A 14,807-nucleotide genomic window follows, 5' to 3' on the forward strand; every position below is an offset into this window, starting at 1 on the left:
TGGGCGAAGTGAGAGGTTGATGCTTAGCCACCTCAGAACAATTCATACCTCGGTCTATAACCAACCAGATCTGCCGGAATAAACCGGGTGCGGAAGCTGTTAGGTTTGGCCCGCATGCCCTTTCGAAGATTCCCGAGCACTCTATGAGGTTGGTATTGTGGAGATCAGTGTCGTTCTTCCGGTTCACAATTGCGGCAAATATCTGCTGCCTGCATTGCAGAGCATAAAGTACCAGAGCTTCCCTCATTTCGAAGTGCTCATGATCAACGATCACTCTTCTGATGGATCGGAAGATGTGTGTGCAGACATCGCCTCTGTTGATGACCGGTTCAAGCTGTTGCATTCCCCCCATTTCGGCATGGCTGGCGCCCTCAACTTTGGCATCTCACAGGCCAGCGGTGTTTACATCGCCCGTATGGATGGCGACGATCTGTGCAGACCAGAGCGGTTTGCCAAGCAGATTGAATTCCTTAAAGAAAACCCGGACATTTCGTTTCTCGGCACATTCGCAGATCATATCAACGATCATGACAGGGTCATGGGGGCCTTTGAGTTCCCAGAGGATGATTTCGAGATTAAAGCGCAATTGGATCGCGGCCTGAACACCTTCGTTCACCCCTCCATGATGATGCGACGCCGCGCACTTGTAGACCTTGGAGGCTATCGCGAGATCTTCACGATCTGTCAGGATTATGACCTCTGGTTACGGGCGCAGGACAGGTACTCTTTCGCCAACTTACCAGAGAGGCTTGTTGCCTATCGCGGGTTTCCGGATAAACGTGATCTGACCAACAGGTTCTGGAAGCATTTTTACATCACCCGCCTTGCAGAAATCAGCGTGCAGCAACGCCGCGCCGGGCACCTCGATCCGGTGGACCAGATGGCAGATGAGTTTGATCTGGAAGCCGTTGATGAGCGGTTGGTGCGCGAGCGCCTCATCTCCGCACGACAGGATTATTACTGCAACAAAAAGGCCTTTGTAGATCGCAAATCATTGAACTCAATGGATATCGATCAGGTCAAAGCCTTCCTGCTCAACAATAAGGAAAAGTTCAATAAAAAAGCCCTGGGCCAGGCCTTCGGGCTTCTGTTTGATCAGGCCATGCGGATTGAAGACACTGAAAGCGCAGAGGTTCTTTACAAACTCCAGCGCGAAATCTCAAAGAGCAGGCACCTCAAGTCCCTGCTCTCCAAACCCAACAAATTCGTCAAATATGCATTGAGGAAGCGGTTGGAGGAGGAGGCATAATCTCGCTACACATCTTCGTTTCACAAGCCTGCATTTTTGAAAGGTTACTTGCCTATTGCCCAAGCCTTCCGAGTAACGGTAAGGCTCAAGCCACGCAAACTCTTTTCAGCTGCAGTTACTACTCAATAGCTACTTCTTTCCCTTTTTCGCCCCTGAGCTATCTTTGCTCTTTCTGCTAAACGCAGCCTTTAGCCTTTCACGCTTGGATTTTTGAGCTTTCGGGAACTCCTCCTGCATCTTGAGTGCTGCCGCTTGCATCTGAGGAACCGTCGCACGGGCCTCCACTAACTTGCCTTCCCTGATTTGCTTACCCAGCAAAGCGACAAGTGCTTTAAAGTTATCTCTGTTGGCTCGATACTGGTTACGTTGCTCTACTGTCTTCAGTTCTTTTTCTCTGGCATTTAAAGCAACAAGCGTCTCACATGCTTTGTAAGCTGTATTGTCTAACTCGTAGATTTCATCCTTCAACGCCTTTTCGCGCTTCTGCTCTTCAGTAAGGTCTTCATCTGAGTTCGCGCGCAGCTGTTCTTCAGCAACTCTCTCTACCTCGGCAGCTGCTTGCCGCTGCTGCATAGCAGCCAAATCATCTTCAAAAGTTCCTTTTTTCTTCTTCCCCAGAGCGGCCTTCATCTTCTCGCTTCTGGATTTCGGGAACTCATCTTCCATCTTCTGAACGGCTGCCTGCAGCTCTGGAATGATATCGCGGATAGGCTTGATATCTTGACGACCGATATGTTTGTCGACCAGTGCCATAAGCTTTTTCACTTCAGCGCTATTCGAAACAAAGGCATTACGTTGAGGCCGGGTTTTAAGGTTTTCATCTTTGGCATTCAAATCAGCAAGTGATTGGCTCGCCATATCGACAATATGCTCAAACCCTTCAATTTCTTTCCGAGTCACTGCGGCTTGCTTGAGACACTCATCAAGGCTGTCGAAGTAAACCTCAATCTTTTCCAGTTCAGCTTCGCCCTTGGGATCATCATCCTCATAATAGAAACCTGAGGCAGTCAGCAAGCACTCTCGCAGATTAGCGATGGTGCCTTTATAGAAATCCTTTTCACCCAGATCCTGGAATAAACCTGTATTGTCTTCATATTTGGTTATGCGAGGATTATAGGCTTTGATGCGTTCCAGAAGGTCTGACTTTGGGTTAAGTTCACCCTCAATTGCGTCAGCGCCTTTCAGCTGCTCCATCTGCTCTCTGGCTGCCTGGAAAAGGTTGTCCATAACATCCAGATCCTGATCAATGGCGCGCAAGGCGACTTCGACGACCTTCTTGTCCATATTGGCAAGCGCGATGAGGCCCACCTTGAAGGTGTCACACTGTTCTTGAGCATCCGCATAGGTATCAGCGAAGTCCGCATAGTGGCCTTCGACCTCAGGATTCTCTCGGGCCCACTTATCAAGCTGTTTCAATTGGCTAAATTTACGGCGCACAACCTGCAATAACTCGTGTCTGCGGCCTGAGGCATCCGTTTGCGCACCGCCCTCACCAGCATCCGGCATGCCAAGTAACGTCCTCATTTTACCAAGCGCAACTTCAACGCCTGCCAACATATCGTCGGCAGCCTTTTTATCGCAGTTGGACAGAACAACCTGATCCTGTGTGAGCAGCGTAAAGGCTTCGTTGTTTGCCTTGTAAAATTCTGCAAACTCATTTGGCTTTTTCTTCAACTCACCTTTTCGGGCCGCGAGCGTGGCAAACGCGCTCTTTACGTTCTTTATGCGGAATCTTACGTCCGCCCCAATACTCTGTATTTCAGCTGCTGCAGCAGCAAACGCTTCCTGCATATCAGCAATTTGACTATTGAAAGCGTTCAACGCACCCACACTCACGGCCATGCTATTGTCAGCCATAGCCACATTGAGCGCTTCAAGTGCTTTTGAAGCGCGCGCGCGGACCTTATCGAAGGTTCCCAGCTCAACGCTCCAAGCCACAATCTCTGGCCGGCGCTTCACCAAGTCCTGCAGTTTCGCATTAGCTTCCTTCGCTTTGACATTAATGCCAGAAATATCATTATTTCGAACTTCCTGAGCTTTAGCAAAGAGCTGCTGCATCTGCACCAATGCAAACTTGGCAGAGGAAACATATTGCTGAAGTTGCTCGCAATGCGCTTCTTTATCCTCTCTATTCTCCTGAGAACAAGCCATTCCATCTTCTTGGTATGACAGAGCACCCTGATAGACTGTCTCAAACTCCGCTCCATTGACGTCCTGACATATCGGACGCCAATTGGCATTACTTGTATTGATGGCTGTTTTCAGGCTATTCAGATCTTCCCTCAACCGGGCCAGACGTTGCTCCAGAACATCGCCAGCGCTTTCCTTCTCAGCCGAAATGATTTCCGCTGTTTCAGCGTCGTTATGTCCTTGAGCGGTCAGGGCAACTTTCTTCATGCGCATATGCATGGTTCGCCCTGTTTCGATCAGGCTATCAAGCTTTGGCAGCGCTTTTTTAACGTCTGAATCAAGCCAAAGACCCTGATAAATATCCTGAGCTCCATCAAGGGCAGATTTCGAAAGCTCAAAAGCCTCCTCAAACTCGGTCGAATGTTTCTTGGACCAACCAGTCTGGTCTTGTTTATGATCTTCCTGAAGTTTCTGATGTATATTGAAAATTGCATCGCCGCGCTCGTTGAGCGCCACCTCTTCTGCAAAGACATCACCAAGAGCTTCGACATCCTCAAAGGCATGCGCCCCTTTTGAAACCAGACCGAACTCCACCTCATCAGCAGTGGCTTTCTTCGCAGTCTTGGCATTCTTCGGCGCCTCGAAGCACTTGGGCATGTTGCCGATAGCAGTTTTCATCTGTTCGATGGCTGTCTTAGCGTCAGAAATACGATTTTCGGAGAGCAGAAGCTTGGCGTCCTGCCCCAGAGTCTCCACCATGGTCTGGTAGCTCAAAAGATCAGAAAGCGGCTCTTCATAAGAGATCTGTTTACGCTGTTTGTAATAGGTACCAGCTTCCTTGAGCAGAGCGGTGACTTCCTGCACGTAGCCGTCCAGCTTGAGAGCCGTTGAAACACCACGATCAAGTGCCTCGCTCATGCCCTTCATGCTGAGCTTTGCATTATCAAGGAAATCATTTGCCACATCGATGTCTTCCCCTTCAGCAGCACGTTCCGCTTCATTCAGGTAATCATCGGTTTTCTGCTCAAAATTATCGAAGATTTTGCGCTGTTCCTTATCGATGATCAGATGAGCCTTTTCCGTAAGACTTCCGAATTCTACATAGGACTGCGCTACTGCATTCTGAATGCCTTCCGCGGTATCAAGCGATACCTCAAGCGCCTCGGGCACTTCATCTCCATAGGAGGAAACAGTATCGGCCTCAGAAGGATCAATACTGCAAATTTTGAGCATAGCATTCGCCCATGCATCAACCTGACTGGACTGTTTTGGAGTACCAGCAGTTTCATTTGAACCGGAAGGGATATCGGAACCAGCCATAACGGACCTCTTGGCGCACTAAAATAAGTTAATGCGGGATATCACTTACGCCATGAGATTATGTTTCACTATTCCCCCTCTATCGAGCGAATATTTAATAAAAAGAAATCGTGCAATGAAATTGCTTTAAACACTCATCACTAAAATACGAGACAAACGAACAAATAAGAGAAGCCGCTAACGATCTTTAACCGCCTCAAGGGGTGCATTCTGTAACGTTAGAAGTCAGAAAGGTGACACGTTCACGCCACCATTGTTTAGCCTAACCACCAAACTTAAGAGCGTTCACCGCTGTAAGTACGTTCTCAGGGATCCCAACGCCCGGATTACTGGCGAAAAGTTGCACGGATGGAGCCGTTCCAATTCCATTTTGCGCATCGTAGAGAATTACGAACTTCTTGACGAACTTGTCGACCTCTGCAGGATTCTTAAATTTCTTAACATCGAATTTTTCATTAATGACCGCGGCTTGATTGTCGATATTTGTTCCGACCATTTCCTGGGGCATACCAAGAACAGTTCTTACAACTTGATAAAGAGCTGGTGAGCCGAGAATCTCATAGGCATCCGTGATATCTTTTGCCGTTCTTTGAAAGTTGAGTGCAAGTCTTACGCCTTCGTTCTGCTCACCTTCATCTTCTTCAAAGTTAACTTGGATATATTTTTCTATAATATTTTTAGTACTCTCAACGCGCTGCGCTTCCAGCCCATCTTTAAATTTCTCAACCGCATCTTTAAGTTCAGCAGGCTTTTTCAACTCATCCAGATCAAGATTTTCATCAAACCATTCAACTCGCTCTTCTTTTGGTCCATTGATGATTTCCTCAGGAATGTCGTAAGCTATTGTAACTACTTTATAAAGGGCTGGATCCGCCAGAAGCTGAATCGTCAAACCAACATTTCTCTGCATCTTTTGCAGATAGTAATCGGCAAGTCGGTCAACATCCTCAACTTTTTCACCTGGGACATTTGTATATCGGACAACTTTCTCATCCAGAGCTTCATTCTTACTCGACCAATCGAACGTACCTTCAATGGTTCCGTCTTTATTAAAGGGGAATGCTTCAGCCAGTTCCTTAAATCGACCATCGCTTAGCGTGTTCGCTAGCGCTTTTTCGTCTGACGTACCTTCAGTCAGAACTTTTCGGACCATGCCCTTCGCGTAGGCCATGTCTTCAAGGCCCATCGTTTTCATCATGAAATTATACAAGCGATAATCGTTTAGAAGATCGTCAACGGTCTCTACGTTCTTAAAATTTTCTTCGTAGTACTGAATCTCGCGTGCAATTTCTGGATCTTTTGCTGTTCGATCTTTTGCAGCAGGCAAGTCGCGATTAAGCACTGAAAATCGAAGATGAGTATCCATTGAATTGAACCCGATTACATAAAAACAGTTTGGGGTAGTCTGACTCGGTTGTCTTGTCTGAACCTGATGAACTTTGGTGCTGATCTTTTCTACGGACTGGTTTATTTAAACCATTGTAATGATTGCACTTCAGGCAGAAAAATCGAGCCATGCAGAGTTTGGTCCTGCCCAGTATCCAGCCTTAAGATTGGTTTTCTTGAGCTTCTCGTGATGTTGCAATGATTATTGGAGAATCGCCTCACGTAACCTCGTACCCCTTCTCCCACAAAAAAGACCTCCACCATCTTTGGCGAGGGTTGTCGGAGTTTTTCTGCCCGAGATGTGCCTCATACCGGGTTGGTGGGGCGTTTGGCTTTGGCTGTTTGTTGTTATCAGGCGCCGCTGGGGGCAGTGCCTGATGTTTTTGTTGGCGAATTCTTTTTACGAGAACCCTAGGTATTCTCCGGGGTTCGGCTAGCTCATTTTTTCTATACGCGCGGGGAGAGCCTGACGGGCGATGCTGCCGACGACGGGGTCGGCGAGCAGGGCCGGGCGTTTGCTGGTTGGGTCGGTGTAGCCCAGATCATTGCTGTTGGTGCCGAGGCCCCGCTCAGAATGTCCTTCCAAAATGACCTTTCCGATCTTGTGGGTGCGTGCGCCCAGTTCGCGGTGCCCGTAGCCGTGCTCAATGCCGATGGCACCCCGTGCGATGCCCTGGCGAACCAAGGCCTGCCCGCTGATACGGTTGCTTGGGGAGATGACGGTGATCCAGTCTCCGGTTTTGATGGAAAGCTGGTCCGCATCCACCGTGTTGATGGCGATGGCGTTGGAGAGTTTCAGATCATCCAGATACGGATTGCCTCCGGTACTGGAAGAGCGCAGCTGGGATTTGGTGCTGACAACGCGGAACGGCCATAGATCTGGCGGGAAAGTTTTGTCCACCTTAGTTCCATCAGCAAAGCTTGGGGCCTGCCATGTTGGGCAGCCAACAAACTTCTTGCCCGTCATGGAGTTTCGCGCGGTGCCGACAGTCTCGTTCCAGACCTGAATGCCTTTTTTGTAGGAGCGAGCAAATGTCTCGCCCTTGTAGGTTTTCGCCGCATCCTCATAGCGGCCACCTCTGTTGTAAACATAAGCAACACGGCGCCATTCGTCTGGCTTTAACGTGCTTTCTAAGTCCGCTCGGATGCGATCCACACCGGTGATCGTCATGTCGGCATCATCACTTTCTGGAACAGCTCCCCCGTCAAACGCCACGTTGGCACCGGCTCGCATCCAGAAATCCTCAGAGCGGTGCAGCGGGTGCAGGTTGCCGTCGGCATCCGGGATGGCTTTTTCTCCAAAGCCCGGCAAGTCCATGCGTTTGGCCACGTCGATGAAGAAGTTGTCCATGTCCATATGGCGTCCATCCGGTGTTGTGCCGGTCTGACAATCCACCACCGGCCAGCGGGCCGTGGAGACCTTGGTTGGCACACCGCCCCAGGCGGATGCCCAGCCCCATGCTTCGTAGAACACACGGTCCGGCACGATGTAATCGGCGAAACGAGAGGTCTCGTTGATGAATGGATCAATGGCGATGAACAGCGGCAAGCGCTTGGTGTCTTTGATCTTTTCTTTGACGTCGTTCTCCATGCCTGCAACACCGTAGACCGGGTTGGAGGACCATGTAATGACGGCCTTGGCTTTATAAGGATAGCCTTCCAGCACAGAGGTGAGCCATTGCGCGCCCATGGGTTGGGTGAAGGAATGCCATGGCGCCTGCGCAGGGTACGGGTTCTTGCCATCCGCAACCAAGCGCTTGAACTCGCTGGTTTTCTCGTAGGCGAAGCCACCGCGGCCTGCATCCACGCCTTTCACCTTCACCTTGCCGGGGAAGGCGAGCAGGTTATAGCGTGGGCCTTTTTGCACATCCTTGAAGCGACCGCCACCAGCTGTGGTGCCGCCTTTGGCGTTGAGGTTGCCGACCAGTGCGTTGAGCATGACGATGGCGTAGGCGGTGTAAAAGCCTGCTGCATGCATAGTGCCGCCGTGGCAATCGGCAGCTGCCTGTTTGCCAACGCTGGTGAAATCGCGTGCCAGAGAGATGATGCGTTCTTCCGGTACACCGCAGTCGGTGGAGTATTCAGCAAGTGTTTTGCGCAGTGCCTCCCGGCGCAGCAAGCTCAGACTGGTGGCTACGGGCACAGTAGAACCATCCAGAAGTCTCACGGTTCCCTGGTGGAACAGTGTGGCAGGGCGGCCCTTTGCAGGAGAAAGCTCTCCCGTTTGCGCATCAAGGCACATTGGTGCTTTTTGAGCATCTTCTTCCAGATCAGCTGTTACCATTCCTTGCCGCAGGAAGGAGCCGCCTTTTGGATGCTCGGGATCATCAATGACCAGATGCGTTGCATTGGACCAACTGGCCTCCCCTGCCGTCTGAGCTGCTGCGCCGGACGGTTGAGCCAGAAACTTGGCGTCATATCGTTCGTTTTCCATGATCCAGCGGATCATGCCCATCACCAGAGCCCCATCGGTGCCCGGCCTGATAGGAACCCATGTGTTGTCCTTGCCAAACGCATGATTTTGAGAGTTGGTGAGAACAGGGTCCACCACTGCATATTTGACCCCATCACGCCCACGGGCAGCGCCCATCAGCGTGCCCTGCAGCTTGTAGGGGTTGCCTGCATTGCCCGGGGCCGTACCGATGAACAGCATGTACTTGGCATGGCGATAGTCCGGCTTCAGGTGTGGCTGCTTCTTCAGGTTGTCCAACATGGCTGCATAGCCAGCCCGCATGGACAGGCCGCAATAGGAGCGGTGCCCCACAAAGTTGCGGGTGCCGTAAGCCATTTTGGCGAAGCGGGCAGCCATCATCAGGCGACCGTTTTTAAAGACCGGGATCACCACAAGTTGGTTGGCTTTTGGGCCGTATTCCGGATTTTCCGGATCAAGCGGTGTCTTCAGATCGCGGATCGCGCGCAGGCCTTCCACCTGGCCTTCCCCAAACAGGTCTCCCCCTTCAACGGTTTCCTCAATCAACTGGTCCCAGGAAATTTCCTTCCACTGGCCACTGCCGCGCTCTCCCACGCGTTTCATTGGCTTGAGAATGCGTTCCTTGCTGTTTTGCTTGGCGATGGCAGCGTTGCCGCGACCGCAAGCGGTGGAGCGTCCTGCAAGGCCTTGCTCATCATAGGCAGACAGGCCGGTGATCGCGTCTTTGATGGGCGTGTCGTATGGAATGTGCGGATTGGTGGAGAGTGGGCTGTACGGGTTTCCGGTGGCGCGCAGAATATCGCCGGAGGCTTTGTCGACCCGCACACGGATGCCGCAAACGCTGGTGCAGCCCATGCACATTGTGTAGCCGACCCGTTGATCGGGGTTAAGGATCACCTCTCCGGTTGTTGGATCAACCTTATATTCCGGTGGCAGCGCCCCTCCGGAAATGCCTTTGGCTTTCGCATCACCCAGCACGCCCTGATAGAAGTTTTTGCCCGTTTCAGCAAAGCCCCAGAAGGCAGCGCCAGCTGCGCCAAGAGCGGTTGCACCTTGAAGAACACCACGGCGAGAAATAGTCATAACTGGCTCTCCTTAGGCTTGAGTTTGCTTGCTGGCACGCACGGCCAGCAGGTTGATGAGAAGCGTGACAAAGATCAGGCTGAGGATCAGCAGGCCAGCAGACCCGGCAAGCGTCCGCAGAGCGTCCTGAGACAAAGCGGCTTCATGGCCGTAAAATGCGGTCTCGGTTTTGGACATGAGTTGCGCCCCGTTGAAGGTGGACCAGCGGAAAGCCAATGCCCCAAACACGGCCAGCGCCCCGCTTACACCGCGCAGCAGCAAAGAGGCCTTTGCACTCACAGCCAGAACCACTGGAACCACGACACCTGCGATGATGAATGCACCGAACAACCCAACAGGGGCATAGTCTGCCGCCAGAGTTGAGAGGTTGGTGTCGGTCAGCATCCAAAGGCCAAACGCGACCAGAGTTGCGGCACCTGTCACCACCAGCATGTAACGGCCATCACCCTTCTCACCATTGAGGCTATCAATGGTCATGGTGGCACCAGCACCGCTCATAAGGGCGGTCAGAATAAGCACAACGGGGAAGCCGAATGTGTTCCATACAGGACGCGCGGCAACCACGCTCATTTCACCAGCGGTGTACCCTAAAATGCAGAGGGCCAGAGCGCCAACAACCATGGTCAGCATGCGTTCACCGCCACACATGGGCGCGTTGCCACGACGGCCAGTCATGAATGCCAGCAAAAGCGTGGAGGCGATAAACAACGGCAGGAACCAGCTGCCCCACCACATGATGGAACCGGGTGCAGCACCACTGTAAAAGTGCATAAAACGTGCAGGCTGGTGCAAGTCTGCCAGCAATGGCAAACCGGAGGCCAATGCAAAACTGGTGGCGACAATCAGGGCGCCTTTGGCTTCTGCAACGCGCACAAGACGAGCATAAGCCAGCAGCAAAGCAGCCCCTGCGCCCGTTCCAACCAGCAGGAAGTAAGCGACCGCCCAGGGCCGCCAGACAGCTTCATGATCAAATGACATCAGATCAACAGCAGGCATAACTCACACCTCCCCATGTGCAGGCGTTTCAAGACCTTGGCGCAGATCACGGGCACCACCACCAACCGCAACGGTTGAGGCAAGCCTGTCATCCAGCCCGATGTAATAGACGTTTGGTCCCGTCTTGAATTCCGGTCGCAGGCCCCTGGTTTCATGCTGCGCCATCAGCTTGCGGATTTCGCTTTCCGGATCATTCAGATCGCCAAACACACGGGCGTTGCCAACGCAGGTTTCAACGCAGGCCGGCAGCAAGCCAACGGACGTGCGATGCACACACAACGTGCACTTGTCCGCAACGCCAGTTTTGTGGTTGATGAAGCGCGCTTCATAAGGGCACGCCTGCACGCAGTAGCCGCAGGCCACGCATTGCTCGGCATCCACCACCACAGCGCCCTCATCGGTTTTATAGGTGGCATTGACCGGACACACCGGAATGCACGGCGGCTCGTCACAATGGTTGCACAAGCGCGGTAACACGGCCTGACTTGGACCATCCGGGCCATCCAGCTCGTATATGGGGACAGCGGTACGGTGCTGGCCTGCGGGCACGTCGTTTTCAATGGTGCAGGCCACGGTGCAGGCCTGACAGCCGATGCATTTGCGTAGATCCACCAGCATGCCCCAGCGCTTGGGCTTTGCCTGTGCTCCAACAGCTGCCGGCGCTGCCACCGCAGCTGTTGAGCCTGCCATGGCCAGTTTGAGGAACTCACGTCTTGAATTCATGTCTCCCCCCGGAGTGTCACGGTTTGGGTTGTTCCCAAGCTACCGGGAGGCCAGCAACAAAAATATTGGGGAGGTTATCTGCGGACTTAGGGGAGTTCCCCTAGATGGGCGGGGCAACACCAGAGAACAAACCCCTGATCATCACAGATGCGCGTCTCATTCGTCCATAGGAGAGCAGCACATAAGTATGCCGCACAAACAAATGATCGTGGTGAATAAAGGAAAACAAACATGCCCGCTATCAATCTTACCGCTGCCTGGCAGGCCGTGCCTTCAGGCGTCTGGCAACCTCAACATCAGGTCGCTGGTGTTTGGAGAGACATCGATCGCGAAACATCAATTGCCTCAATCCCGTTGGTGCGGTCCGCACCGGGAGCTGGTGACCGCCCGATTTCTGGTCGTTTTACTGTGCCAGTTCATTCCACCTATCAGGCGCGCGTCTCTCCGCTCTCGCCCAACCCTGTCCGCCTAAACTCTGTTTAACCGTTTAGAGGAGCGAAGCTGTATTTTTTAATGCAGCTTCTCTTCAAGCAAATTGCATCATGAGGCAGTCGCTCTTATACAGATCAGAAGATTTTTCAGAATGTTCTTTTCTCCAAGGATTCCTCATTTGAGCATATTGATTATTGCCGTTTCTGGCATGCTTGCCGGGGTATTGTCCGGCATTGTTGGCACGGGGTCATCCATCATTCTCCTGCCTATTCTGGTGGCTGTGTTTGGCACCAAGGCAGCCATTCCCATCATGGCGGTTGCCGCACTCATCGCCAATTGCGGGCGCGTGATTGTGTGGTGGAGTGAAATCAACTGGCGCGCGGTGTTCTTTTACGCACTGCCGAGCATTCCCATGGCTGCTCTGGGCGCGAACCTGTTGATTGCCATACCGGAATCCGTTGGCAGCACCATCCTTGGCCTGTTCTTTCTGGTGCTCATTCCCGTGCGCTATCTGCTGCGCTCCAAAAACATCGGCTCCAAGCCAATCCACCTTGTGTTTGGCGGAACGCTTATCGGGTTCATCACCGGACTGGTCGCCTCTTCCGGCCCGCTTAGTCTGGCGGTTTTCTCCTCTTTCGGTCTTGTCAAAAGCGCGTTGATCGCAACAGAAGCGGCGGCTTCCCTGTTCGTGTTCGGCTCCAAGGCCGCGGCCTTCAGCTATCTCAATGTCATGAGCACGGACATCCTCATTGGCGGGGCACTGGTAGGCGGGTCGATCACCCTTGGCACCTATGCAGCCAAAGCGATCCTGAACAAGCTCAGCTCAAAGCATCATGATAGGATGATTGATCTGGTTCTGGCAGGCTCCGGCATCTCCATGATTATGCCTTGAATATTGCAGGTCGCACCCTACAATCGGCACACTTACAGATTTAGTCTTTCTGCTCTTTCAGCCTCTGACTTTCATTGAGACATTGCGATGCTTCCTGCTGACTATATTGACCTTTACTGCGAGCGAACCGCGCCGGGGTTCTGGAATGAACCGCTGAATGCGCTCAGCAATCTCAGCTTTATTGTGGCTGCTCTGATCGCGCTTTATCTGGTGCGTAAACGGGGCAACCCGAGCATCGCAGAGCTGGTGCTGATCGCGCTTGCAGCGGCTATTGGCGTTGGCTCATTCCTGTTTCATACATTTGCAAACACATGGTCAGAGTTGGCGGACGTTGTCCCGATCTGGAGTTTTGTAGCCTTTTACATCGTCACCGTGATCTATCGTGCGACCGGTGAAAACCTGTTCCGCACCTTGCGTGCCAGTGCCATTGCAGTGGGCATAACCGCCGCTATTTTCTGGTTCAGTTCGGATGCTGTATTGACTGATATTGATGCTGGCCCTGATCCGTTCAACGGCTCCCTGCAATACCTGCCAGCTATGGTCGCCCTGCTCATCGCAACCCTGCTGATGCACCTGCGCAAGCACCCGGCCCGGGCCTATATCACGCTCGCCACGGCAACCTTTGCGGTCTCTTTGATGTTCCGAACCGTGGACATGGCCCTTTGCTTCTCCGTCGCTTTCGGCACCCACTTCATGTGGCACCTGCTCAACGGCCTGATGATCGGCTTCCTCCTTGCAGCGCTGGTTCTCAAGATGCCGCCACAAGGAAAGGCTCAATGATCCGGTTGCGTGACTACATTGCGAACTGGGAGAGCTCACCACTCGCAGGACTTGGGCACACACCGTGGGCGATGACGACGAACGCTGCAAGCATCATTCAGGGCATGATCTCTCGCCTTGATAGCTCGTACCGCATCACCAACAGCACCGCTATTCACGAAAGCGCCGTGGTGGAAGATGGGGCAACGCTGAAAGACGCGGTGATCATCGGACCGAACGCCTTTGTGTCCTCCCGCAGCTATTTGCGCGGAGGCGTATTTCTGGATGAAGGCTGCGCGGTTGGCCCGTTTTGTGAGGTAAAGTCCAGCTTCATGTTCAAAGGCTCCAAACTCGCCCATCTCGGGTTTCTGGGAGATTCCATTTTAGGCGAAAACGTCAATCTGGAAGCTGGCGTTGTGGTCGCCAATCACCGCAATGAATGGACTGGGAAAGAGATTACGCTCCTTCAGGATGGCAACGAGATACCGACAGGTGTGAGAAAATTTGGCTCCCTGATCGGTGACAACAGCAAGGTCGGTGCAAACTCAGTTCTCGCTCCCGGCACCCTGCTGAAACCAGACAGTGTCATCCCCCGCTTGTCTTCAGTCGATCAGCAGGCGAAGCAGCTCATACCTGCGATGCTATAAGCTTGTCTCTGGCATTAAACTTTGCGCCTGACGCAATCACATTCAGAATTCTTTCCGCACACACTTCCGCACTCAGCGCCGAAGTGTCCAGCTCCAGATCATAAATCCCCGGCTTATGAACCTCTTCCTGCCAGCGAAGGACGGGTAACGGGATTTCGCCTTCCTCATTGGCCGTGAGATAGTTCCCATCACTGCCAGCTCGGCGCTGCATAATCTCTGCCAGTGGGCAAAAGACGCCGACGATCATCACGTCCAACCCTTCCAACTCCTTCAGATAATGCCCCCAGTTGCCGTCCAGCGCCGCATAGTTGTTGTGGTGGCCTAGATCAGCGATGACATCAAAGCCCAGCTCAGTATGAGCTGCGATGCTTTTGTAAAGCGCGTGATAGGAGCGGTAGATAAAGTCTTCCAGGTCAGGCCTTTCCCCTCCCGGACGCAGCCCTATCCCCGGCTTCATGTATTCCGGCGTCATGTGCTTGACGACGACGTCCACACCGAGATTTATCCAGGGCTCATCTGCCTGCTTTTGCAGTGCTGATACAATGGAACTTTTGCCAGACCTCGGTGCTCCATTGAGCAACACAATCCGCCCTTGTATCATCTGCTAGCCTCCCCTTTTCGAAGAGCATAACAAACCTATAGATTAAGACAAAACCCGTTCCACCCATCAACTCCTCCTTCACTCAGCTCGTGAAATTTGCCCGAAAACCAGCGCAATCAAGGCATTATCCGGCGCGTGGTTTGCTTTGGGTTGGAGAG

At 52.6% G+C, this 14,807-nt stretch carries 11 protein-coding genes; 5 read left to right on the plus strand and 6 right to left on the minus strand.

Annotation, left to right across the window (positions count from 1 at the left end):
• Positions 1-157 precede the first annotated feature (157 nt).
• Positions 158-1,249 carry a glycosyltransferase family 2 protein gene (locus PsAD5_RS16815; RefSeq protein ID WP_063292912.1) on the plus strand — a complete coding sequence of 364 codons (1,092 nt, stop codon included), beginning with the start codon at positions 158-160 and terminating at the stop codon, positions 1,247-1,249.
• A gap of 129 nt (positions 1,250-1,378) precedes the next feature.
• Here PsAD5_RS16815 and PsAD5_RS16820 read toward each other — a convergent pair whose 3' ends face one another.
• The 5 genes from PsAD5_RS16820 to dsrO form a co-directional block, all read right to left on the minus strand.
• Entirely contained in the window at positions 1,379-4,699 is a 3,321-nt protein-coding gene (locus PsAD5_RS16820) for a hypothetical protein (RefSeq protein ID WP_063292913.1), read from the minus strand.
• A 262-nt stretch (positions 4,700-4,961) separates the two neighbouring features.
• A complete protein-coding gene (locus PsAD5_RS16825) occupies positions 4,962-6,065 on the minus strand; it encodes a DUF1217 domain-containing protein (RefSeq protein ID WP_063292914.1) in 1,104 nt (367 codons plus the stop codon).
• Positions 6,066-6,518: 453 nt separating this feature from the next.
• Positions 6,519-9,599, minus strand: coding sequence for a molybdopterin-dependent oxidoreductase (locus PsAD5_RS16830; protein ID WP_063292915.1), 3,081 nt, complete (start codon positions 9,597-9,599; stop codon positions 6,519-6,521).
• Between the two features lie 12 nt (positions 9,600-9,611).
• Entirely contained in the window at positions 9,612-10,595 is a 984-nt protein-coding gene (gene nrfD, locus PsAD5_RS16835) for an NrfD/PsrC family molybdoenzyme membrane anchor subunit (RefSeq protein WP_063292916.1), read from the minus strand.
• A 3-nt stretch (positions 10,596-10,598) separates the two neighbouring features.
• On the minus strand, positions 10,599-11,318 hold the full coding sequence (gene dsrO / locus PsAD5_RS16840) for a sulfate reduction electron transfer complex DsrMKJOP subunit DsrO (RefSeq protein ID WP_063292917.1): 720 nt from the start codon (positions 11,316-11,318) through the stop codon (positions 10,599-10,601).
• A 231-nt stretch (positions 11,319-11,549) separates the two neighbouring features.
• On the opposite strand from dsrO, the gene PsAD5_RS16845 reads away from it, so the two are divergent.
• From PsAD5_RS16845 to PsAD5_RS16860, 4 genes are all read left to right on the plus strand, one after another.
• Positions 11,550-11,801: a hypothetical protein gene (locus PsAD5_RS16845; RefSeq protein WP_063292918.1), complete on the plus strand. Its 252-nt coding sequence runs from the start codon at positions 11,550-11,552 to the stop codon at positions 11,799-11,801.
• 127 nt (positions 11,802-11,928) lie between these two features.
• The gene (locus PsAD5_RS16850; RefSeq protein WP_193778159.1) at positions 11,929-12,642 is read left to right on the plus strand and encodes a sulfite exporter TauE/SafE family protein; all 714 of its coding nucleotides are present in this window, start codon (positions 11,929-11,931) and stop codon (positions 12,640-12,642) included.
• An 87-nt stretch (positions 12,643-12,729) separates the two neighbouring features.
• Positions 12,730-13,422 (plus strand): ceramidase domain-containing protein, encoded by a 693-nt coding sequence (locus tag PsAD5_RS16855; protein ID WP_063292920.1) that lies wholly within the window; start codon positions 12,730-12,732, stop codon positions 13,420-13,422.
• Positions 13,419-14,048 carry a DapH/DapD/GlmU-related protein gene (locus PsAD5_RS16860; protein ID WP_063292921.1) on the plus strand — a complete coding sequence of 210 codons (630 nt, stop codon included), beginning with the start codon at positions 13,419-13,421 and terminating at the stop codon, positions 14,046-14,048. Before PsAD5_RS16855 ends, PsAD5_RS16860 begins: the two co-directional genes overlap by 4 nt.
• Here the strand turns inward: PsAD5_RS16860 and PsAD5_RS16865 are convergent.
• Entirely contained in the window at positions 14,029-14,649 is a 621-nt protein-coding gene (locus tag PsAD5_RS16865) for a chloramphenicol phosphotransferase CPT family protein (RefSeq protein ID WP_063292922.1), read from the minus strand. The two genes, PsAD5_RS16860 and PsAD5_RS16865, sit on opposite strands and share 20 nt — an antisense overlap.
• Between the last annotated feature and the right edge of the window lie 158 nt (positions 14,650-14,807).

The sequence above is a fragment of the Pseudovibrio sp. Ad5 genome (genome assembly GCF_001623095.1).
Classification (GTDB): Bacteria; Pseudomonadota; Alphaproteobacteria; order Rhizobiales; family Stappiaceae; genus Pseudovibrio.